Source organism: Bosea sp. PAMC 26642, assembly GCF_001562255.1.
Classification (GTDB): Bacteria; Pseudomonadota; Alphaproteobacteria; order Rhizobiales; family Beijerinckiaceae; genus Allobosea.
Genome location: NZ_CP014301.1, coordinates 3011265 through 3032715 on the forward strand (window position 1 = coordinate 3011265; position 21451 = coordinate 3032715).

The 21451-nt window shown below is 64.9% G+C and carries 19 protein-coding genes; 12 read left to right on the plus strand and 7 right to left on the minus strand.

The annotated features are described in order from the left end of the window. Nucleotides 1–246: 246 nt before the first annotated feature. Nucleotides 247–909, minus strand: coding sequence for a glutathione S-transferase family protein (locus tag AXW83_RS14510; RefSeq protein WP_066614630.1), 663 nt, complete (start codon nt 907–909; stop codon nt 247–249). A 113-nt stretch (nt 910–1022) separates the two neighbouring features. On the opposite strand from AXW83_RS14510, the gene AXW83_RS14515 reads away from it, so the two are divergent. The 8 genes from AXW83_RS14515 to AXW83_RS14550 all read left to right on the plus strand — a co-directional run bounded on the left by AXW83_RS14515 (nt 1023) and on the right by AXW83_RS14550 (nt 10939). Continuing rightward, complete coding sequence (locus AXW83_RS14515; protein ID WP_066614632.1) at nt 1023–1697, plus strand: Crp/Fnr family transcriptional regulator; 675 nt, start codon at nt 1023–1025, stop codon at nt 1695–1697. A gap of 204 nt (nt 1698–1901) precedes the next feature. Continuing rightward, nucleotides 1902–3878: an AMP-dependent synthetase/ligase gene (locus tag AXW83_RS14520; protein WP_066614633.1), complete on the plus strand. Its 1977-nt coding sequence runs from the start codon at nt 1902–1904 to the stop codon at nt 3876–3878. Continuing rightward, on the plus strand, nt 3875–4693 hold the full coding sequence (locus AXW83_RS14525; protein WP_066614634.1) for an ABC transporter ATP-binding protein: 819 nt from the start codon (nt 3875–3877) through the stop codon (nt 4691–4693). Before AXW83_RS14520 ends, AXW83_RS14525 begins: the two co-directional genes overlap by 4 nt. Nucleotides 4694–5033: 340 nt before the next feature. Further along, nucleotides 5034–5948 (plus strand): branched-chain amino acid ABC transporter permease, encoded by a 915-nt coding sequence (locus AXW83_RS14530; RefSeq protein ID WP_066620529.1) that lies wholly within the window; start codon nt 5034–5036, stop codon nt 5946–5948. Nucleotides 5949–5960: 12 nt separating this feature from the next. Continuing rightward, nucleotides 5961–7040: a branched-chain amino acid ABC transporter permease gene (locus AXW83_RS14535; RefSeq protein WP_066614635.1), complete on the plus strand. Its 1080-nt coding sequence runs from the start codon at nt 5961–5963 to the stop codon at nt 7038–7040. Between the two features lie 107 nt (nt 7041–7147). Beyond that, complete coding sequence (locus AXW83_RS14540) at nt 7148–8479, plus strand: ABC transporter substrate-binding protein (protein WP_066614639.1); 1332 nt, start codon at nt 7148–7150, stop codon at nt 8477–8479. 210 nt (nt 8480–8689) lie between these two features. After that, on the plus strand, nt 8690–9538 hold the full coding sequence (locus AXW83_RS14545) for an ABC transporter ATP-binding protein (RefSeq protein WP_066614641.1): 849 nt from the start codon (nt 8690–8692) through the stop codon (nt 9536–9538). Nucleotides 9539–9706: 168 nt separating this feature from the next. Beyond that, a complete protein-coding gene (locus AXW83_RS14550) occupies nt 9707–10939 on the plus strand; it encodes a phenylacetate--CoA ligase family protein (RefSeq protein ID WP_066614643.1) in 1233 nt (410 codons plus the stop codon). A 181-nt stretch (nt 10940–11120) separates the two neighbouring features. Here AXW83_RS14550 and ung read toward each other — a convergent pair whose 3' ends face one another. Together ung and AXW83_RS14560 are read right to left on the minus strand one after the other, a co-directional pair. Further along, nucleotides 11121–11819 carry a uracil-DNA glycosylase gene (ung, locus tag AXW83_RS14555; RefSeq protein WP_066614646.1) on the minus strand — a complete coding sequence of 233 codons (699 nt, stop codon included), beginning with the start codon at nt 11817–11819 and terminating at the stop codon, nt 11121–11123. Nucleotides 11820–11832: 13 nt separating this feature from the next. Beyond that, nucleotides 11833–13353 carry a bifunctional metallophosphatase/5'-nucleotidase gene (locus tag AXW83_RS14560; protein ID WP_066614650.1) on the minus strand — a complete coding sequence of 507 codons (1521 nt, stop codon included), beginning with the start codon at nt 13351–13353 and terminating at the stop codon, nt 11833–11835. Between the two features lie 184 nt (nt 13354–13537). On the opposite strand from AXW83_RS14560, the gene hemH reads away from it, so the two are divergent. Then, a complete protein-coding gene (gene hemH / locus AXW83_RS14565; protein ID WP_236841668.1) occupies nt 13538–14602 on the plus strand; it encodes a ferrochelatase in 1065 nt (354 codons plus the stop codon). A gap of 106 nt (nt 14603–14708) precedes the next feature. On the opposite strand, the gene AXW83_RS14570 is transcribed toward hemH, so the two are convergent. The 4 genes from AXW83_RS14570 to AXW83_RS14585 all read right to left on the minus strand — a co-directional run bounded on the left by AXW83_RS14570 (nt 14709) and on the right by AXW83_RS14585 (nt 19260). Continuing rightward, entirely contained in the window at nt 14709–15623 is a 915-nt protein-coding gene (locus AXW83_RS14570) for a TorF family putative porin (RefSeq protein ID WP_168166099.1), read from the minus strand. A 220-nt stretch (nt 15624–15843) separates the two neighbouring features. Then, nucleotides 15844–17250 carry a L,D-transpeptidase family protein gene (locus tag AXW83_RS14575; protein WP_236841669.1) on the minus strand — a complete coding sequence of 469 codons (1407 nt, stop codon included), beginning with the start codon at nt 17248–17250 and terminating at the stop codon, nt 15844–15846. Between the two features lie 186 nt (nt 17251–17436). Then, nucleotides 17437–18390, minus strand: a complete 954-nt coding sequence (locus AXW83_RS14580) for an acetyl-CoA carboxylase carboxyltransferase subunit alpha (RefSeq protein WP_066614658.1) — start codon at nt 18388–18390, stop codon at nt 17437–17439. Nucleotides 18391–18492: 102 nt separating this feature from the next. Beyond that, entirely contained in the window at nt 18493–19260 is a 768-nt protein-coding gene (locus AXW83_RS14585) for a class I SAM-dependent methyltransferase (protein ID WP_066614660.1), read from the minus strand. A 152-nt stretch (nt 19261–19412) separates the two neighbouring features. Between AXW83_RS14585 and gloB the strand changes: the two genes are divergently transcribed. From gloB to AXW83_RS14600, 3 genes are read left to right on the plus strand one after another with little or no spacing between them, the layout of a single operon-like run. Beyond that, nucleotides 19413–20177, plus strand: coding sequence for a hydroxyacylglutathione hydrolase (gene gloB, locus AXW83_RS14590; RefSeq protein ID WP_066614662.1), 765 nt, complete (start codon nt 19413–19415; stop codon nt 20175–20177). A 27-nt stretch (nt 20178–20204) separates the two neighbouring features. After that, nucleotides 20205–20684 (plus strand): cupin domain-containing protein, encoded by a 480-nt coding sequence (locus tag AXW83_RS14595; protein ID WP_066614664.1) that lies wholly within the window; start codon nt 20205–20207, stop codon nt 20682–20684. Further along, nucleotides 20681–21445, plus strand: a complete 765-nt coding sequence (locus AXW83_RS14600; protein ID WP_082767138.1) for a GNAT family N-acetyltransferase — start codon at nt 20681–20683, stop codon at nt 21443–21445. Before AXW83_RS14595 ends, AXW83_RS14600 begins: the two co-directional genes overlap by 4 nt. The last annotated feature ends 6 nt before the right edge of the window (nt 21446–21451 follow it).

A 21451-nucleotide genomic window follows, 5' to 3' on the forward strand; every position in this document is an offset into this window, starting at 1 on the left:
TCCTGTAAGGAGAGGGGCAGGGGTGAGGTGAAGGCCCTTGGACCAGTAACATCAAGGAAGCGGTGGGTAGGATACGGCAGCAGCGTCTAAGGCCCGACCCCTCACCCTGCCCTCTCTCTACGGGAGAGGGTTCCCCGTGCTCAGGCGCCCGATCTCGAATCCAGTCGCTAACGCGCTCTATAGTGTCGGTCTGCACCCAAGGACATTCCCCCCTTGATCACCCCCGAAGACCTTCGCGCCTTTGCCTCAAGGTTCAGTCGATCGAAAAGCATGCACCTCGGACAGACGCCTCGTGAGCTGTCGCGGAGATGGCATTTGCGTTTCCGTATCGACACCAAGGCCGCGCGCGAGCCGTTCGGCGACGAATGCAGCCACGTCCGCCCGAGTAAGGCGTCCGAGCAGTAAGAATGACTGGCCACCTGCCAGCACCGCGTCGGCTGCAACGAGCGCGTTTGTCATCTGCGCCATGCAGTCATCGATCCAGGGTTGATGCACTTTCTCAGAGGGCCGGTGGTTGCGCTCGTAAGCAGCTTGAAGGCCCTTGTCGCACGCACCCATCATGATCGCCGCCATTCGTAATACGGCGCGGCGATCGGGCCCCGAGGACGGCGTCAATGAACGCTCTCGACCATATACCTCGTCGAGATGGTCGATGATCGCGCCGCTATCGACGAGTGTCTCGCCATCTTCCAGAATCAAGGTCGGTATGCGTCCGAGTGGATTACCTGTTCGGACCTCGGCCCGATTGCCGAAGCCGGAGAGCGCACTTTGTTCGAACGAGACATCATAGATTTTGAGCGTGATAGCCACGCGCCGGGTGTAAGGCGAGCGATTGACCCCAATAAGTATCATCGTGGCACCCTCCTTCGAACTGTGGGCTAAGCGAACGCCGTGATGGTCGATGACCAAGGGCGATCCTGCAATTCGGGACATTTGACGTAATGGGCAACGGCGCGGATTCTTGAGTTCTGCAATGCCAGCACTCCATATTGAGATATCAGCCAGGAAGGACATTCCCGCCCTTGATCACCCCCGAAGACCTTCGCGCCATCGCCGCCTGGTCGCGCGACCTGACGGCGGACGAGTTCGAGGAGGCGCGCCGGGGCATCACCTTCAAGACTTATGGCAAGGGCGCCAATATCTGCCATGTCGGTGATCGGCTCGAATCCTGGACCGGCATTGCCGAGGGGCTGGTCAAGATGTCCACCACATCGAAGACCGGCAAGTCCGCGACCCTGGCTGGGATGCGCGCAGGCGCCTGGTTCGGCGAGGGGACCGTGATCAAGGCCGAGCCTCGCCGCTACGAACTCGTCGCCCTGCGCGATACCAGACTCGCCTTGATGCGGCGGTCGACCTTCCTCTGGCTGTTCGAGCACTCGGCCGCCTTCAACCGCTTCCTCGTCCACCAGTTCAACGAGAGGCTGGCCCAGTTCATCGCGCTGGCCGAAACGGAACGCACGCTTGATTCGACCGGCCGCCTCGCCCGCAATCTCGCCTGGCTGTTCAACCCGACGCTCTATCCCGACCAGGGCAGGACGCTGGAGGTGAGCCAGGAGGAACTCGGGCTGCTCGCCGGCATGTCACGCCAGATCGCCAATCAGGGGCTGCAGAAACTGGCCGGCCTCGGCCTGCTGGAGGTCGGCCATGGCAGCGTAACGATTTTGGATCTGGAGCGGCTGGCACGCTACGGGGCGTGAGGGGGACGATGTCACGATCAAGTGCAAAACGTCCAAAAACCACTTCCCCAAGACAATAGTCTCCAAAAGACCAATTGTCTGTCAAGCCCTGCCTTGCAAAGGTCATGAGCGGCTGCGAGGCTCGCATCAACGACAAGGATCGAGAACGGTCCAGAACGAGGTCGCTGCACCGACAGCGGCCCGACAGGGTGGAGATGGACGATCGTGGCAAGCGCAAGCGCCGGCCAGCCGGATACCTTTCCAAAACTGCTGATCCGCAACGCGCAGCAGCGTGGCGCGCGCGTCGCGTTCCGGCACAAGGATCTAGGCATCTGGCAGAGCTGGAACTGGGCGGAGGTCGCCGAGCATGTCCGCGCCTACGCCAAGGGCCTGCAGCTGCTTGGCCTGAAGCGCGGCGACAAGGTCGCGATCATCGGCTACAACCGGCCCAAGCTCTATTGGTCGATGGCTGCAGCCCAATGGCTGGGCGCAGTGCCGGTGCCGGTCTATGCCGACAGCGTCGCCGACGAGATGGCCTATGTGCTCGATCATGCCGAGGCCGTCTTCGCCTGCGTGCAGGACCAGGAGCAGGTCGACAAGATCCTCTCCATTACTGAGCGCCTGCCGAACCTGCGCCATATGCTCTATGACGAGCCGCGGGGCTTGCGCGACTACGACCACGCCAAGCTGCACGAGATCGACAAGGTCATCGTATCAGGCCGCGAGGCGATCGCCGCGAGCCCCGAGGCCGGCGCTGCGATCGACCGTGAGAAGGATGCGGGCTCCGGTTCCGATCTCGGCATCATCCTGTACACCTCGGGCACGACAGGTCGCCCCAAGGGCGTGATGCTGAGCCATTTCAACGTCATCACCGCCGCCGAGATCGGCTGCCAGTTCGACGGGCTGAACGAGAGCGACGAGATAATCGCCTATCTGCCGATCGCCTGGGTCGGCGATCATGTCTTCTCCTATGCGCAGGCGATCATCGCCGGCTTCTGCGTCAACTGCCCGGAAGGCCCCGAGACCGTCATCGACGATCGCCGCGAGGTCGGCACCACCTACGCCTTCGCCCCGCCGCGCGTCTTCGAGACCATGCTGACGCTCACCATGGTGCGCATGGAGGATGCCGGCCCGCTGATGCGCAAGATGTTCCACTACTTCCTTGGCGTCGCGAAAAAATACGGCGAGAAGATCCTGAACGGCGAGAGCGTGCCGCTCGGCGGGCGCGTGCTCTACACGCTCGGCGATATCCTTGTGTACGGCCCGCTGCGCAATCGCTTCGGCCTGACCAACATCAAGGTCGGCTACACCGCGGGCGAAGCGATCGGCCCCGAACTCTTCAAGTTCTACCGCTCGATCGGCGTCAACCTGAAGCAGCTCTACGGCCAGACCGAAGCCGGCGTCTACATCACCATGCAGCCCAATGGCGAGATCAAGGCCGACACGGTCGGCCGTCCCGCGCCGCTGGTCGAGATCCGCATCGATGACAATGGCGAGGTGCTCTACCGCTCGCCCTCGATCTTCGGCGGCTATTTCAAGGATCCCGAGAAGACCGCCGAGACGATGACGGCCGACGGCTATGTCCGCTCGGGCGATGCCGGCTTCTTCGACGAGACCGGCCATCTCAAGATCATCGACCGCGCCAAGGATGTCGGCAAGCTCTCGAACGGCGACCTGTTTCCGCCGAAATACATCGAGAACAAGCTGAAATTCTATCCCAACATCAAGGAGGTCGTCGCTTTCGGCCAGGGCCGCGACTACGCCACCGTCGCGGTCAACATCGACCTGACGGCGGTCGGCAATTGGGCCGAGCGCAACAATGTCGTCTACGCCTCCTATCAGGAGCTCGCCGGCCACGATCTCGTCTACGACATGATCGCAAGGCACATCGACGAGGTGAACCGCTCGCTCGCTGCCGAGCCGCTGATGGGCGGCGCCCAGATCAGTCGCTTCCTGATCCTGCACAAGGAACTCGACGCCGACGACGGCGAGTTGACCCGCACCCAGAAGGTCCGGCGCGGCTTCATCGCCGAGCGCTACGCCCCGCTGGTGGACGCGCTTTATGACGGCTCGCAGGCGGCCGACATCTCGACCGAGGTTACTTTCGAGGATGGCCGCAAGGGCGTGATTTCGGCCAATGTGAAGGTCCGCGACGCGACGATCTATCCCGCCACCGCACCGACTCCCGCGAGGGCGGCATGAACGCGGAAGCCATGAACGTGACCGGCGAACCCTTGCGCGCTCCAAAGGGCGAGGTCCTGCTCTCGATCGAGAACATCAGCTTGCGCTTCGGCGGGGTGAAGGCGATCTCGGATGTTTCCTTCGACATCCGCAAGGGCGAGGTCCGCGCCATCATCGGGCCGAACGGCGCCGGCAAGACCTCGATGCTCAACTGCATCAACGGCTTCTACCATCCGCAGGAAGGCCAGATCACCTATAAGGGCCAGCGTCGCGACCGGATGAAGCCGCATCGCGCCGCCGCCGCCGGCATCGCCCGCACCTTCCAGAACGTTGCCCTGTTCAAGGGCATGTCGACGCTCGACAACATCATGACCGGCCGCACGCTGAAGATGAACCGAAATTTCTTCTGGCAGGCACTGCGCCACGGCCCGGCGATGAACGAGGAGATCGAGCATCGCAAGGTCGTCGAGGACATCATCGACTTCCTGCAGATCCAGCACATCCGCAAGATGCCCGTCGGCAAGCTGCCCTACGGCCTGCAGAAGCGGGTCGAACTCGGCCGCGCGCTCGCCATGGAGCCCGAGTTGCTGCTGCTCGACGAGCCGATGGCCGGCATGAACCTTGAGGAGAAGGAGGACATGTGCCGCTTCATCCTCGACGTGAACAACCAGTTCGGCACGACGATCGCCTTGATCGAGCACGACATGGGCGTGGTGATGGACCTCTCCGACCGCGTCGTCGTGCTCGAATACGGCCGCAAGATCGCCGACGGCACGCCCGACGAGGTCAAGGCGAACCAGAAGGTCATCGACGCCTATCTGGGGGTGGCGCACTGATGAACGCTCGCCTCTCATATCGGCCCACCGCCGCCGTCATCCCGGGCGCAGCGAAGCGGAGACCCAGGATCCATTCCGGAACCTTTCCGGATGGGTTCCGGAATGGATCCCGGATCGGCGCCGCTGCGCGGCTGGTCCGGGATGACGCCGCGTTTTGTGTCGGGCGCAAGGGAGCGAACCCATGAGCGACGTCGCCGCGCGGCCCGTGCCGAACCTCTTCACCAATGGCTGGATCAAGACCGCCCTGATCCTTGCCGCCATCGTCGCCGCCGCCATTCTCGGCGCGCGGCTCGACGGCTCGGGCACGCTCTACAAGATCTTCATCGATCCGTTCGACCAGATGGCCGCAGCGCCTGACCTGCTTGCCCAGACCGTCTGGGAGGGGCTCGTCTCCGGCGTGCTCTATGCCCTGATCGCGCTCGGCTTCGTGCTGATCTTCAAGGCCTCGGGCGTGTTCAACTTCGCGCAGGGCATCATGGTGGTGTTCTCGGCCCTGACGCTGGTCGGGCTCCATGAGATGGGCGTGCCGGCGTTCCTCGCAATCATCCTGACGCTCGGCGTGATGTTCGTCCTGGCTGTGACGATCGAGCGGGTCGTGCTGCGTCCGCTGGTCAACCAGCCCGACATCATCCTGTTCATGGCGACCTTCGGGATCACCTATTTCCTGATCGGTTTCGGCGAGGCCGTCTTTGGCGGCAATCCCAAGCGCATGATCACCGAGCAGCTCTATCTGCCCAGCGGCGCGATCGACCTGAAGATCCTGGGCGGACTCGTCTCGCTGCAGAAGATCGACATCGCCGCCGCCGTCATCGCCTCGGTCATGATCGCGGCGCTCGCTTTGTTCTTCCAGTACACCCGCATCGGAAGAGCCCTGCGCGCAGTGGCAGACAGCCACAAGGCGGCGCTCTCGGTCGGCATCTCGCTGAACCAGATCTGGGTCATCGTCTGGTTCACCGCCGGCATCGTCGCGCTGATCACCGGCATCATGTGGGGCGCGCGCTCCGACGTCTCCTTCGCGCTCGAGATCGTCGCGCTGAAGGCGCTGCCCGTGCTGATCCTGGGCGGCTTCACCTCGATCCCCGGCGCCATCATCGGCGGGCTCATCATCGGCATCGGCGAGAAGCTCGGCGAGTTCTACTGGGGGCCGCTGATCGGCGGCGGCATCGAGAGCTGGCTCGCCTATTTCATCGCGCTCGGCTTCCTGCTGTTCCGGCCCCAGGGCCTGTTCGGCGACAAGATCATCGAACGCATCTGAGAGGCTGACACCGTGTTCTACCGCGAAGCCGGCCAGTTCAAATCGACCTATTCCGCCGACATGGCGGTGTTCCCGATCTGGCAGGACCGGGTCGGGATCGCCGTTATCCTGCTTGTCGCCTTCATCGCCATCCCGCTTTTCGCCAGCGACTTTGTCATCGCGTCGGTGATGATTCCGTTCCTGGTGTTCTCGCTCGCCGCGATCGGGCTCAACATCCTGACGGGCTATACCGGCCTGATCTCGCTGGGCACCGCCGCCTTCATGGGGGTCGGCGCCTATGCCTGCTACAAGATGACGACGTTCTTCCCCGGCGTGAACATCATCGTCCTGATCCTGCTTTCGGGCCTGTTCTCGGCGGCGATCGGGGTGCTCTTCGGCCTGCCCTCCTTGCGGATCAAGGGCTTCTACCTCGCGGTGGCGACGCTGGCCGCGCAGTTCTTCCTGCAATGGGCCTTCGTGCGCGTGCCCTGGCTGTTCAACTACAACGCATCGGGCGCCATCGAAGTGCCGCAGCGCACGCTCTTCGGCATCGCCATCACCGGCGCCAGCGCTTCGCCCGAGACCCGCTACTATGTCTGCCTGTGCCTCGTCGTGGTGCTGACCTGGTTCGCCTCCAACCTCGTCCACGGCAAGCTCGGACGCTCATGGATGGCGGTGCGCGACATGGACATCGCCGCCGAACTGATGGGCATCAAGCTGCTCAACGCCAAGCTGCTCGCCTTCGCCGTGTCATCCTTCTACGCCGGCGTCGCCGGCGCGATGATGATCTTCCTCTGGTATGGCGGAGGCGAAGCAGCCGACGTGTTCAACATCCGCCTCTCCTTCAACATCCTGTTCATGGTCATCATCGGGGGCTTAGGCTCCCTGATCGGCTCCTTCTTCGGGGCGGCCTTCATCGCCAGCCTGCCGACCATCCTGAAATTCGGACTGCCGGCGATCGGCATTCCGCTGGCGGGCGCCACAGCCGAGCACGTCACCTTCATGCTCGTCGGCGCGCTGATCATCACCTTCCTGATCGTCGAGCCGCATGGGCTGGCGCGCCTCTGGCAGATCGGGAAGCAGAAACTGAGGACGTGGCCGTTCCCCTATTGATGGAGATGGCCCGGGAAGACGACCTGCGCGGACCACAATGCCGCAGGCGCAACGGAGACGGCGCCGGCCCCCAGGCCAGGAGCCGGTGCAACCACGGAGGAAGCAAGATGAAGAAGACCGCCATGTTGAAGGGAGCCGCACTCGGCGCGCTCCTCGCCGCCGGTGCCGTCAGCACCCCGGCCAATGCCCAGGACAGCGTCTATTTCGCCAACAACGCCTATCGCACCGGCCCCTTCTCGGGCTCGGGCATCCCGATCGGTGACGGTATGCGCGACTACATCACCATGATCAACGAGCGCGACGGCGGCGTCGGCGGCGTCAAGATCGTCTATGAGGAATGCGAGACCGGCTACGACACCAAAAAGTCGATCGAGTGCTACGAGCAGGCCAAGTCGAAGAACACGATCGTCTACTCGCCCTGGTCGACCGGTGCGACGCTGGCCGCCATCCCGCGCGCCCATATCGACAAGATCCCGATCCTGTCGATGGCCTACGGCCTCTCGGCCTCGGCCGACGGCACCAACTTCCCCTGGGTCTTCATCCCGCCCTTCACCTACTGGGATGGCGCTTCGCTGATGGTGAAGCACATGGCGGCCGAACTCGGCGGCATGGACAAGCTCAAGGGCAAGAAGCTCGGCCTGATCCATCTCGATGCCCCCTTCGGCAAGGAGCCGATCCCGGTTCTCGAGAACCTCGCCAAGAAATACGGCTTCGAACTCAAGCTCTATCCCGTGGCTGCCGCCGACATGCAGAACCAGGGCTCGCTCTGGCTCTCGATCCGCCGCGACCGGCCCGACTACCTCTACAACCAGGGTTGGGGCGCGATGAACCCGACCGCGGTCAAGGAGGCGATCAAGAACAACTTCCCGATCAACAAGCTGGTCGGCGTCTGGTGGGCCGGTGGCGACGACGACGCGCGCGCCGGCGGACCGGAGGCGAAGGGCTACAAGTCGCTCAACCTGAACGCGGCGGGTACGAACTTCCCCGTCATCCAGGACATCCAGAAATTCGTCGTGGAGAAGGGCAAGAGCCTCGCGCCGAAGGAAAAGGTCGGCGAGAACCTCTACAACCGCGGCGTCTACAACTCGATGCTCGTCGTCGAGGCGATCCGCAACGCCCAGAAGCTGACGGGCAAGAAGGTCGTCACGGGCGAGGACATGCGCCGCGGCCTGGAGAGCCTCAACATCACCGAGGCCCGCCTGAAGGAAATCGGCATGGAAGGCTTCGCCACGCCGACCACGATCTCCTGCACCGACCATTCCGGCCACAGCAAGGCCTATGTCGCGGAGTGGGACGGCACCAAATGGACCAAGCCCGGCGAGTGGCTGGAGCCCCTCAAGGACGAGGTCCGGCCTCTGATCGAGGCCAACGCCAAGGACTACACCGACAAGGCCGGCAACTGGCCCAAGCGCGCCGAGCCCTGCGAGAAGTCGTCCTGATATGAACTGGCGGCGCAGTAAGCTGCGTCGCCAGCCAACGCTCCCCTTCTCCCCTTGCGGGAGAAGGTGGCGCGCAGCGCCGGATGAGGGGTCGCGCTGCGCGTCAGAACGCCGATGTCTCCAGAATAGGAGATGTCGGTGCGACCCCTCATCCGTCTCGGCTTCGCCGAGCCACCTTCTCCCGCAGGGGGAGAAGGGCAGGAGCGCACTATGTCCACCACCACACTTGACCAGCCGACCGCCGCCGCCACAACCACCGACAACATCCTCTCGCTGAACAACATCGAGGTGATCTACGATCACGTCATCCTCGTGCTGAAGGGGGTGTCGCTGCATGTGCCGCGCAGGGGCATCGTCGCGATCCTCGGCGCCAACGGGGCCGGCAAGACGACGACGCTGAAGGCGATCTCGAACCTGCTCAAGGCCGAGCGCGGCGAGGTCACGAAAGGTTCGATCGTGTTCGAGGGCGAGCGCGTCGACCGCATGTCGCCCAGCGAGTTGGTCCGCCGCGGCTGCATCCAGGTGATGGAGGGTCGGCACTGCTTCGGCCATCTCTCGATCGAAGAAAACCTGCTGACCGGCGCCTTCACCCGCCGCGACGGCAACGCCGCGATCAAGCGCGACCTGGAGAAGATTTACGAGCTCTTCCCCCGCCTGAAGCAGCGCCGTTCCTCGCAGGCCGGCTACACCTCGGGCGGCGAGCAGCAGATGTGTGCCGTCGGCCGCGCCATGATGTCCAAGCCGAAGATGATCCTGCTCGACGAGCCCTCGATGGGGCTGGCGCCGCAGATCGTCGAGGAAATCTTCGAGATCGTTCGCCGGCTCAACGACGACGAGGGCGTCTCCTTCCTCGTTGCCGAGCAGAACACCAACATGGCCCTGCGTTATGCCACCTACGGCTACATCATGGAGACCGGCCGCATCGTCATGGACGGGCAGGCGAGCATGCTGCGCGAGAACGAGGACGTGAAGGAATTCTATCTCGGTGTCGCGGAGGGCAACAAGAAGTCGTTCCGCGAGGTCAAGAGCTACAAGCGCCGCAAGCGCTGGCTGTCGTGACGGGTTTGGGACCCTCTCCGTCATTCCGGGCGCAGCAAAGCGGAGACCCGGAATCCATTCAGCTGCGACGCCCGATGATGGATTCCGGATCGGCGTGGCTGCGCAGCTTGTCCGGAATGACGACGCTGAATGGAAAGCAGCGTTTTGAGTGACGCAGAGGCGATAGCAATGACCGAGCACCACGACGATCTCGAAACCCGCTCGCCCGAGGCGCGCGAGGCGGACCTTTTCGCCCGCCTGCCGGGCGTGCTGGCCGCCGCCCTGAGGGCCCCGGCTTATGCGGCGCATCTCAAGGACATCGACCCGGCGCAGATCACCGATCGCAACGCCCTCTCGACGCTGCCGATCCTGCGCAAGGCCGACCTGCCAGCACTGCAAAAGCTCAGCCCTCCCTTCGGCGGCTTCGTCGCAGCGCCGCTCGGCTCATTTGGCCGGCTCTTCACCTCTCCGGGCCCGATCTTCGAGCCCGAAGGCACCAGCAGTGATCCCTGGGGCGCGGCCCGCGGGCTCCATGCCGCCGGCTTCCGCCGTGGCGACGTGGTGCTCAACACCTTCGGCTATCATCTCACGCCCGGCGGTTTCATCATGGATTCGGCCGCCCGCGCGCTCGGCTGCGCCGTCATCCCGGCCGGCCCCGGCAACACCGAGCAGCAGATGGAGGTGATCGCCGCCTACCAGCCGGGCTGCTATGCTGGAACGCCCGACTTCCTCAAGATCCTGATCGAAGCGGCGCAGTCGCGCGGCATCGACATCTCCTGCATCAAGCGCGCGGTCGTCTCGGGCGCGGCCTTCCCGCCGTCGCTGCAGGCCTGGGTCCGCGACCATGGCATCGATGCCTACCAGCTTTATGCGACGGCCGATGTCGGCGTGATTGCCTACGAGACCTCGGCACGAGACGGCATGGTTCTGAACGAGAACCTGATCGTCGAAATCGTCCGTCCCGGCACCGGCAACCCGGTGGAGCAGGGCGAGGTCGGCGAAATCGTGGTCACCAATCTCGATCCGCATCATCCCCAGATCAGGCTCGCCGTGGGCGACCTCACCGCCGTGATCGCCGGCGCCAGCACCTGCGGCCGCACCAATACGCGCATAAAGGGCTGGATGGGCCGGGCCGACCAGACCGCCAAGATCAAGGGCATGTTTGTCAGGCCCGAGCAGGTTGCCGAGATCGCAAAGCGCCATGCCGAGATCGCAAAGCTGCGCCTGGTCGTGGGCCGCGCCGACGAGGTCGATACGATGACGCTTCGGGCCGAGATTTATGCCGAGCCGGCCGGGCTGATCGACGCCGTCTCGTTGAGCCTGCAGCAGGTGACCAAGCTGAAAGGTACGGTCGAGGTGCTGCCGCTGGGAGCCTTACCGAACGACGGCAAGGTGATCGCGGATGAGAGGCCCGTGGGATAGGCACACGTCATCAGAATGAGGCACGAGGAACCCCTCTCCTGTAAGGAGGGGGCAGGGGGAGGTGACGGACGTTTCGGGATTTGCCTGAACTGTCGAGCGGTTAGGGCTGCGCTTTCCTTGTTGATGGGCCATCCCCTCACCCCTGCCCCTCTCCCTTCGGGAGAGGGGTTCTTCCAGCGACTCACCAGTCTATGGGTTTCTCCCCTCGCGCCGCCAGCCACTCATTCGCCATTGAAAACGGCCGCGACCCGAAGAATCCCCGTCTGGCCGAGAGCGGCGACGGATGGGCGCTCGCGATCACCAGATGCCGCGTCTCTTCGATCAAGGCGCGCTTGGCCTGCGCCGGTTTGCCCCAAAGCACGAACACGGCATGTGGCCGCTTGCCCGAGACCGCAGCGATGATCGCGTCGGTGACCCGGCCCCAGCCCAGCGCCAGATGCGAGCCGGCCTTGGCCGCGCCCTCGCGCACGGTAAGCGCGGTGTTGAGCAGCAGCACGCCCTGCACCGCCCAGCGCGTCAGGTCGCCGGTCGCGGCAGCGGCGAGCCCGAGATCGTCCTTCAGTTCGCGCCGGATATTGACCAGCGAGCGCGGGAGCGGCGTCGGCCCGACATAGGAGAACGCAAGTCCATTGGCATGGCCCGGCGTCGGATAGGGATCCTGGCCGAGGATGACGACGCGCACGGCATCGAATGGCGTCGCCGCAAGCGCTGCGAAGACCTTGTCCGGCGCAGGCGCCACGACATGGCCCGCCGCCCGTTCCACGTCGGCCGCAGCGCAGGCTCGTGCGGCGGTGCCATCCGCGAACACAGCCAGATCGCGCCAGCCCTGCGAAGCCGGCGAGGACAGGAAGGCGGCCAGAGCCGCCTCATAGCCGCTCATCTCAGACGGCCTGTCACTTCAGAACGGCCCGCCCCTCGACCCTGGCGTCGACCGTGCCGAGCCGGCGCAGATAGACCATCACCTCATTGGCCATCAGCTTGCCGTCGGTCAGGCCGATCAGCGTCTTGCCCCGGCCGAGCGCAGCATAGCCGTCGCCGCCCTCCAGCATGAAGTTGTTCGAGGCGACAGTGTATTTTCCCGCAGGATCGATCGGCTTGCCATCGACCGTCACGGTGGTCACGCGCGAGCCCTGCGGCTGCTTGAGATCCGCCTCAAAGCTCAGGCCGGAGACAACCGGGAAGCGGCCCGCCCCCTGCGGCGCATCCCTCAGCCCATTCTCGATCGCGTCTTTGACGTCCTTGCCGGTGATCTCGACCATCACCGTCGCATTGCCGAACGGGAGTTCGCTGAGCACGTCGCGCCGCGTCAGCGTCTGCCCCGCGGCATATTGCTTGTTGGCGCGGATGCCGCCGGCATTGGTGATGGCGAGCTGCGCGCCGGTCGAGGTCCTGATCGCATCGGCGACGAGGTTGCCGATCGCGGTTTCCTGCGTGCGGATCACGCCGGTGCGCGAATCGAGCGGCGCCGCGAGCTTAGCGACATCAATGTCGAGCTCCTTCGACAGCTCGGTCTCGTAGCCCTTCACGATGGCTGCGACATCCGGATCGGGCGTCGCGGCCCGGGAATCGTTGACGCGAAAGGTCGGCGTCCAGGCGACGCGGCGCGCGGCGCCCTCGCCCGTGATCGTCACCGCGATGTCGATTGCGGTGACGTAGTTGCCCTCCTCGTTGGACTCCACCATCACGACCTTGCCGTCATAGGCGATGGCGAGGTCGTGATCGTGGCCGGTCAGCACGATATCGACGAGGCGCGAGCGCACGATCTCGTTGTCGGTGCCGCGGGCGGCATGGACCACGGCGACGAGGATGTCGGCCCCTTGCGTCTTCAGCGCTCGCGCCTCGCGCCGCAACGCTTCCATCGTCGATGAGAATTTCAGATCGCCGGGATTGGAGAGCTGCGGCGTCGGATCGTAGGTCGTGCCGATGACGCCGACCTTAACCGGGCCGAGTTCGAAGATCTGCGAATCCTTGTGGCCGGGCAGCGCATTGCCCGCCACATCGCGCAGATTGGCGGCAAAGGTCGGATAGGTCTGGGCGGCGGTGAGCTTGAGATAGTTCTCCTTGCCGAAGTCGAATTCGTGGTTGCCGGGCACGAACACGTCGATGCCCATCTTGTTCTGCATCTCCACGATATGCGCGCCCTGGTCGAAGCCCGACATCAGCGAGGGCGAGTAGCAGTCGCCGGCATGGCAGAACAGCATCGGCACGCCCTTGGCTCGCTCCGCCCTGGCGATGCCGGCGGCCCGTGCGAAGCCGCCTTTGCCCCTGTCGTCGCCCATCTTGTAGATGTCGTTGACGAGCAGCAGCGTGAAGGCGGGAGCCGGAATCTGCGCCATCGCCACCGGTGTCGTCGCAGCCATGGCGGCGGGAGCGGCAAGCACGCCAAGCGCCTTGCGGCGGGTCAACTGGCTCATGGGTTCGCGCCTCTGTTTGATTGTGTTCTAAACCTAGCAAAGCCTGCCACGCGAAGACTAGCCCCATCGCGCCGGCCGCGTTGCCACGACCGTTCGACGATGTCGCACCCCCGCGCGAAAGGCAGCTAATGACTGGACGAAAGCCGGAACTCCTCTAAATCACAGGGAAATGGAAAGCCCTACGATGACAGTCGAGACCACGCCGGCCGCCGCAACGCAGGCTGTCCGGATCCCTTCGGATCATCCCAAAATCCGGCCCGGACGCATCGGCGTGCTGATGATGAATCTCGGCACTCCGGAGGGGACGAGCTATTGGCCCATGCGCGCCTATCTGAGGGAATTCCTCTCCGACCGCCGTGTCATCGAGACCTCGCGCTGGCTCTGGTGGCCGCTCCTCAACCTCGTGATCCTGACGACGCGGCCCGGCCGGAAAGGCAAGGACTACGCCTCGATCTGGAACAACGACCGTGACGAGGGACCGCTGAAGACGATTACCCGTTCGCAGACGGAACAGCTCGCCGCGCGGTTGCAGCCGTTGCTGGGTGATCGCGTCGTCTTCGACTGGGCGATGCGCTATGGCTTCCCCGATGTGAAGAGCCGGCTGAAGGCCCTGCTCGACCAGGGTTGCGACCGTATCCTGCTGGTGCCGCTCTATCCGCAATATGCCGCCCCAACCTCGGCGACCGCCTGCGACCAGGCGTTTCGCGCGTTGATGACGATGCGCTGGCAGCCGGCTGTCCGCGTCGCCCCGCCCTATCACGACGACCCGGCCTACATCAAAGCGCTGGCCGACTCGATGCGCGGTTCGCTCGCGAAGCTCGATTTCGATCCGGAGGTCATCCTCTGCTCCTTCCATGGCATGCCGAAGGAGTATCTGCTCAAGGGCGACCCCTATCACTGCCATTGCGCCAAGACCTGGCGGCTGCTGCGCGAGGAACTGGGACTGCCGGCCGAGCGCTTCCGCCTGACGTTCCAGTCGCGCTTCGGGCCGGACGAATGGCTGAAGCCCTATACCGACGAAACCGTCATCGCGCTGGCGAAATCCGGCACGAAATCACTGGCGATCGTCGCCCCTGGCTTCTCGGCCGACTGCCTGGAAACGCTCGAGGAGCTCGACGTCGAGAACCGCGAATTCTTCATGCACAATGGCGGCGAAAAATTCGCCTATTTGCCCTGCCTGAACGATTCGCAGGAAGGCATCGACGCGCTGGAGGCGACGGTGCGGCGCGAACTTATGGGCTGGACGTAGTCGCAAGGACGAAGGACGTTCGGCGTCTGCCACCGCCCGCCCCGTCACATGAAAAAGGCCGCTCTCGCGAGCGGCCTTTTGTGTTCTCAGAGCCGAACGAACGGTCTCACTTCGGCGCGAAGATGCCGATGCTGCTCGCGGTGATGTCGAAGGACAAGGTCGCGACCACGGTCGGGTTGCACCACTTCGAGCCGTAGATGCCGCCGGCATTGCCGCGGGTGATGCCGCGAGGGTCGGAGGTCAGCAGGAAGCAGCTCGTCTTCGACAGGTTGGTGTCGTGGTAGCGCAGGTCGGCCGTCAGGTTCTTGTAGGTGTAGGAGAGGCCGGCGTTCCAGTAGTTGTAATCGGGTAGCCGGATCGAGCCGAGATAGGCATCCGTGGTGCCCAGCCAGTAGCGGCCGAACTCACCGGAGACTGCAAGGCCTTCGAGGAACGGCAGGGTGTACTTGGCCGTCACCGAGGCGTAGGTGCCGTTGGCACCCGTACCGAGCCAATCCCATGCATAGAAGACGTTGGCGCCGACCGTCACCTTGTCTTCCCAGTTATAGGAGACCTTGCCGACGAGTTCGGTGAAATCGGTGTTGCGCGGGGTCCAGATCACGCCCGCGTTGTCGATATACTGCTTCTCGTTCGGATAGTAGTACTGGATCACGCCGAGATCGAAGCTGAGCGGACCGAACTTCGGACGGATACCGCCGAAGAAGTCGATTTCCGCCGGGGGGCTGGTGGCCAGATCGACATTGGCGCCGAACACGCCGGCATAGAACAGGTTGTCGTAGAACTGCAGTTCGACCGAACCCTGCACGCCGGGCTTGCGATCCGTCTGCGAGATACCGCGGAAGTTATAGTCGGTCACGCCCTTGATGCTGATCGCCGCATCGATCCAGGTGATCGCCGGCGGAACGGGAGCGAGAGGTGCGCCCTTCTTGCTCGGAAGATCCGAAGCCTGCGCAGCTCCCGCGAACGCGACAAGCGACAGGGCAATGCCAGCCACTGAAGAACGGTAAAAATCAAAAGCCATCATCGAGCTCCGCCAGGACTCAGCGCGACCCACCGCGCTTCCGCCACAATGAAGCCAGCGAAATGCCATTCTCGGCAAGCCGGGCTTTTAGGCGATCAGCTCAGAAATGAGGCAAAAGCCCAGTGGGTCGGCATTTTTGCGCCCATCAGATAGGCGACGCCAACAAAGCAGGGGATTGTTGCATTTCGACCACGCCGGATATGCGGCGTGGCGTATGCCCTCAACGGGCGGCTGGCTGGCTCGCGAAGGCCGCAGCGCGTTCGTCGAGACGCGTGGTGCGCAAGCTGTCGGCACGACGCGGCGGCAGCGGAGCGCGCACATTGGCGGGCGCGGACGGCCCGACGGAGGCGATCGGTGCCGACTGGACCGGCTCCTTCGGAACAGAACCGCCGATCAGCGGCACGAAGCCAAGAGCCCGCTGGTAGAACGGCCGCTCGTCCTGCGCGACCGCGACTGGCGCAGCAGCGGCGCTGGAAGCGACTGGAGCAGGCTGAGCGGCGCCGGGAAGGACCTTGGCCATCTGCGTCGCGGCCGACGCCGCAGGTGCAGCAGCCTTGACCGGCTCCGCCTTCGGCTCTGCGGCAGCAGCCGCGACCGCTGCAAGCACGGCGTCGTTATCGGCCGAATCGGCACGAACGGTTGTCTTCGCCTTGCCGCTGTCGTCGAGCACTACCACGCGCGGACCGACCGAGATCGCATCCGGCCGGCTCACGCCGACATCGCGCGAGGCCCAGGTCGCTGTCCGGTTCAGCGAATCCGAGCCGCCGGAGAGCAGTGCCTGCTTGAAGGAGCTATGGCTGTCGCCGTCGTCATAGAGCAGCTTGACGGCGGGCGTGCCCTTGGCGACCAGCGCGGCGACCTGGATCTCGTCCTGCTGGCGCTTCTGCTGCACGGCCTGGATAACGGACGAATCGGCGCCGCCGCTATTGAAGGCGTAGCGCCCACCCGAGACAGCGACCGCAGGCTCGTCCCCGGTCACGTCGAAATAATCAGTGCCTTCCTTCAGATTCTTCCAGAAGGCGATGTTGGAATCGAGCCGGTGCTTGGCGAGATTTTCCGGCGTCATCCGGAACGGCAACGCCTGCATCTGCATGGCCTTCTGGCCACCGTTCTGCGCCTCGCGGACCAGCGCATAGATTTCGCCGATCTGGTCGTCCGTCATCGAATAGCAGCCGGCCGAGGAACACGCGCCGTGAACCATCAGATGCGCGCCGGTGCGGTTATGGGCCCGGTCATAGGCGTTGGGATAGCCCATGTTGAAGGAGACGTAATAGGAGGAGTTGGGGTTCATCTGCGCCGGCGTGATGGCGTAGAAGCCCTCGGGAGCCATCCGGTCGCCCTCGCGGACCTTCGGGCCGAGCTGACCCGACCAGCGGCACATGGGATAGGTCTTGAGCAGCGCGTACTGGCCGTTCGCCTTGCGCTTCCAGACCTCGAGCTCCGATTCCTTCTTGTAGGAGCGGATCAGGATCGGCTGATCCTTGTTCATGCCCTTCTCGGACATCAGCGCGTAGGTCGCCGACGGGATCGGGATGTTGTGGCGGGCAGAACCGCGATAGCGGTCTTCCTCGCAGGCGCCCAGGGACAATGAAACAAAAGCCACGAGCGCGAGTTGCTTGAATGCCACGTCGTCAATCCCATCCAACGGCCGGCCAGAGAGCCGAGCTTTGACCATGCAACACGGCCAAATTGTGCCGGCTGCTAGGTTGTAGAAGCGTTAGCGTTGACCGTTCCTTACCACAGGCCGCCGCGAGATGGCCATATGGTTAAGGACGCGTTGACGTTCGCCATCCGCCGGCGTGGCACGCCGGCATCACAGATTGCGTCCGATCGCCAGGAATTTCTCCGCTCTGCGCGCGACGATGGCCTCGGGCTCCACGCCTGCGAAATCCGAAAGCGCCGACGCAATGGCGTCGCTTGCGCGCCCGATCGCAGCATCGGGATCGCGATGCGCGCCACCCATCGGCTCGGTCACGATCCGGTCGATGACGCCGAATTTCAGCAGATCCTGCGCCGTGATCTTCATGCCGGTGGCGGCGTCCTGCGCCCGGGCCGTGTCGCGCCAGAGGATCGAGGCCGCGCCTTCGGGTGAGATCACCGAATAGATCGCGTGTTCCAGCATCATCACGCGGCTGGCAGCGGCGATCGCGATCGCGCCGCCGGAGCCGCCCTCGCCGATCACCAGCGCCACGCTCGGCGTGCGCAGGCCAAGGCATGCATCGGTCGAGCGCGCGATCGCCTCCGCCTGGCCGCGTTCCTCGGCCTCGATGCCGGGATAGGCGCCTGCAGTATCGACGAAGCTCAGCACAGGCAGGCCGAATCGATCGGCCAGTTCCATCAGGCGGACCGCCTTGCGGTAGCCTTCGGGCTTGGCCATGCCGAAATTGTGCCGGATGCGGGTCTCGGTCGTCGAGCCCTTCTCCTGGCCGATGACGCAGACGGGCTCACCGCGAAAACGCCCGAAGCCGCCGACGATGGCCTCGTCCTCCCCGAAGGCACGGTCGCCGGCCATCGGCGTGAATTCGTCGATCAGCGCGGCGCAGTAGTCCTTGAAATGCGGCCGCTGCGGATGGCGCGCGACCAAAGTCTTCTGCCAGGGCGTAAGCTGGGCATAGAGATCCTTCAGCGCCTGGCTGGCCTTGGCGTCGAGCTTGCCGATCTCCTCCGACAGCGAATAGCCCTCGCCCTTCGCTTCCAGGGCGCGCAGTTCGTCGGCCTTCGCCTCGAGTTCGGCAACGGGCTTCTCGAAATCAAGGTAGCTACGCATCGTGATCCAGTTCAGATTCCGCTGGTGAGGGTCCGCACGGCGGCAAAGGGAGGGACCGGCTCGCGAAAAGCGGCGGACCTTGGCCGCGCGCCCGCGTGCTTGTCAACCCGAGGAGCCGGCATCGGGTTGGTCCCTCAGCCGCGGAGCCGGCGTCGGCTGTGGCAGCAGAATCGGCCGGAAGGCGAAACTGCGCCGCGTCGCCCGCAACGGCACCCGCCGGTAGAACTGCTTGGTGGCGTCGATGACATGGACACCGGCGAAAGGCAGCGACAGCCCCGCACCGATCCGCTCCCAGGCGGGCGCCGAGCGCATGAACAGCCTGCGCCGAAGCGGCGGCACATAAAGTGCCTCGGCCCAGTGCTCCGGCGAAAACTCGGCCGCGCGCATCAGCGCTTCCAACTGCGAGCGGCTGAACGGACGGCCATGGCCGAAGGGCGTACCATCCATCCGCGCCCACAAACCACCGCGATTGGGGACGACGAGCAGCATCCGGCCGCCGGGGCTCAGCACCCGCGAGACCTCCTCCAGCAGATCGTCGGGGCTCTCGGTCTCCTCCAGCGCGTGCACGAGGACGACCCGGTCGATCGAGGCCGTGGGTAGGGGCAGCAGCGTCGGCTCGACCAGCGCCGAGGCCGACGGTCCCTCCGATGGCCAGTGCACCACGCCCTGCGCGGCGGGCATAAAGGCGAGCACGCGCTCGGCTCCGACGCCGAGCACGGACAGATAAGGCGACGAGAAGCCCACTCCGAGAACGCGCTGACGCTCGCAATCGGGCCAGAAGCGCAGCATCGCGCCGCCGACGAACCGCCGTGCCACATGGCCGAGCGGGCTGGCATAGAAGGCACGCAGATCGACGACATCGAGAGCCATGGCCGCGCAAGATGTGGTGCGGCAGGCGACGACGCAAGGGCGGGCATCGGCATCGGCAGTTCGTCCGTGCCCTGAGGCCAAGGTGCTTGATCGTATCGTGGCGCTGCTTCAGTAAAGTCCCGACTGCCGACTGCCCGCCCCCGGAGCCTGACATGCCCATCGACATCCAGATCTTCCGCACGCTCAGCGATAATGCCGGCGCGCTGATCTACGACCCGGCGACGGAAGCCTGCGCGGCGGTCGATGTTCCCGATGCCGGTCCCGTCCTGGCCGCGGCCAAAGCCAAGGGCTGGACGATCAGCGACATTATCGTCACCCATGCGCATTTCGACCACACCCAGGGCGTCGACGAACTCAAACAGGCGACCGGCGCAAACGTCTGCGGCCCAGCAGATGCGCAGGATTCGGCCCCGATCGATCGCATCGTCGCCGAAGGCGACAAGGTCGGGTTCGGCAGCTTCGATTTCGACGTCTGGCATACGCCCGGCCACGCCGATGGCCACCTCACCTTCGTCAGCGAGCAGGGCAAGCTCGCCCTCGTCGGCGACGTCGTCTTCGTCATGGGTTGCGGCCGTGTCCAGCCGGGCCAGATGCAGGCGATGTGGGCCTCGCTCAGCCGTATCATGATGCTGCCCGACGATCTCCGCCTGATCGCCGGTCACGACTACACGCTGGCCAATGCCCGCTTCGCCATCGCGATGGACCCGGCCAACACTGCCCTCTCGGCGCGGCTGGCCCAAGCCGAGGCAGCCAAGGCGGAGGGCCACTTCTGGGCCCTGACGTCGGTCGGTGAGGAGAAGGCGACGAACCCGTTCTTCCGCGCCGGAGAAGGCCCGCTGGCGGCAGCCGTCGGCCTCGTCGGCGCGCCGGCCGGAGAGGTCTTCGCGGCCCTGCGCGAAGCCAAGAACACGTTCTGAGATCGAAGGCTTTGTGAGGGATCGCGCATGACATCGTCCCTGGACGGCCTGAGCGCAGCCGAGGTGATCGGTCTGCTCGAACTCAAGCCGCACCCCGAAGGCGGCCATTATCGCGAGACCTTCCGCGACGAGGCCGGCCCGGAAGGGCGCGGTTTCTCCACTGCGATCTACTATCTGCTCGATACCGGCGAGACGTCGGAATGGCACCGGGTCGATGCCGCCGAGATCTGGCATCACTATGCGGGCGCCCCGCTCGTCATCAGCGTCTCGCCCAACGGCCACGACGCCTCGGCGCATCATCTCGGCACCGACCTGCGGACCGGCCAGCGCCCGCAATTCGTGGTGCCGGCCGGCTGGTGGCAGAGCGCGACTTCGCTCGGCGCCTGGACGCTGGTCGGGTGCACGGTTGCGCCGGGCTTTGCCTTTTCGGGTTTCGAGATGGCGCCGCCGGGCTGGCGCCCGACGCCGCGCAAGACGACGACGCTGAAGAGCGGAGGCACGCCATGACGGCGTCTGGACAACCCGATGATTCAACTCTGGTGCTCGCCTGCGAACGGCGCATCGTCAACGCCTGGCCCGCACCCGCGACGCTGCTGATCGGCGACTGGGTCGTGCGCTTCGCCAGCGGCTATTCCGGCCGGGCGAACTCCGCCTCGCCGATCGCCGCCGGCGCGGAAATGGACGACGACACGCTCGCGCTGATCGAGGAGCTTTATCGGGCCGACGGCTTGCAGCCGTGTATCCGGCTAACCCCGCTGGTGGGAGCCGAAACACGCGCGCGCGTCCTCGCGCGGGGCTTCACGATAAAGGATGCCTCGTTCGGCATGATCGCCGCCCTCGACGGCATCGAGCCCACGATCGAGCCCGAAATCGAGATCGAGGCCGGCCCGAGTGCCGACTGGATTGCCGGCGTCGCCGCCAACCAGACCGGCGTCAAGACGCATGCCGGCAATCTGGCGGCGATCGTCGAGAAGATCCGTCTGCCGGCCGCCTTCGCGACACTCCTCGTGGCCGGTGAGCCGATCGCCTACGGCATGAGCGTCGCCGAACGCGGCATGGCCGAGATCGGCGGAATCGTCGTCGGTGCAGACCATCGCGGCCAGGGTTTTGGCCGGCGCATCGTGTCGGGCCTGATGGCATGGGCGAGGGCGATGGAAGCGCAGAGCGCGTATCTGCAGGTCGAACAGACCAATACGCCTGCGATCAGCCTCTATGAAAGCCTCGGCTTCCGCCGGCTCTACGCCTACGAGACGCGCATTCTCGATTGAGCGTCC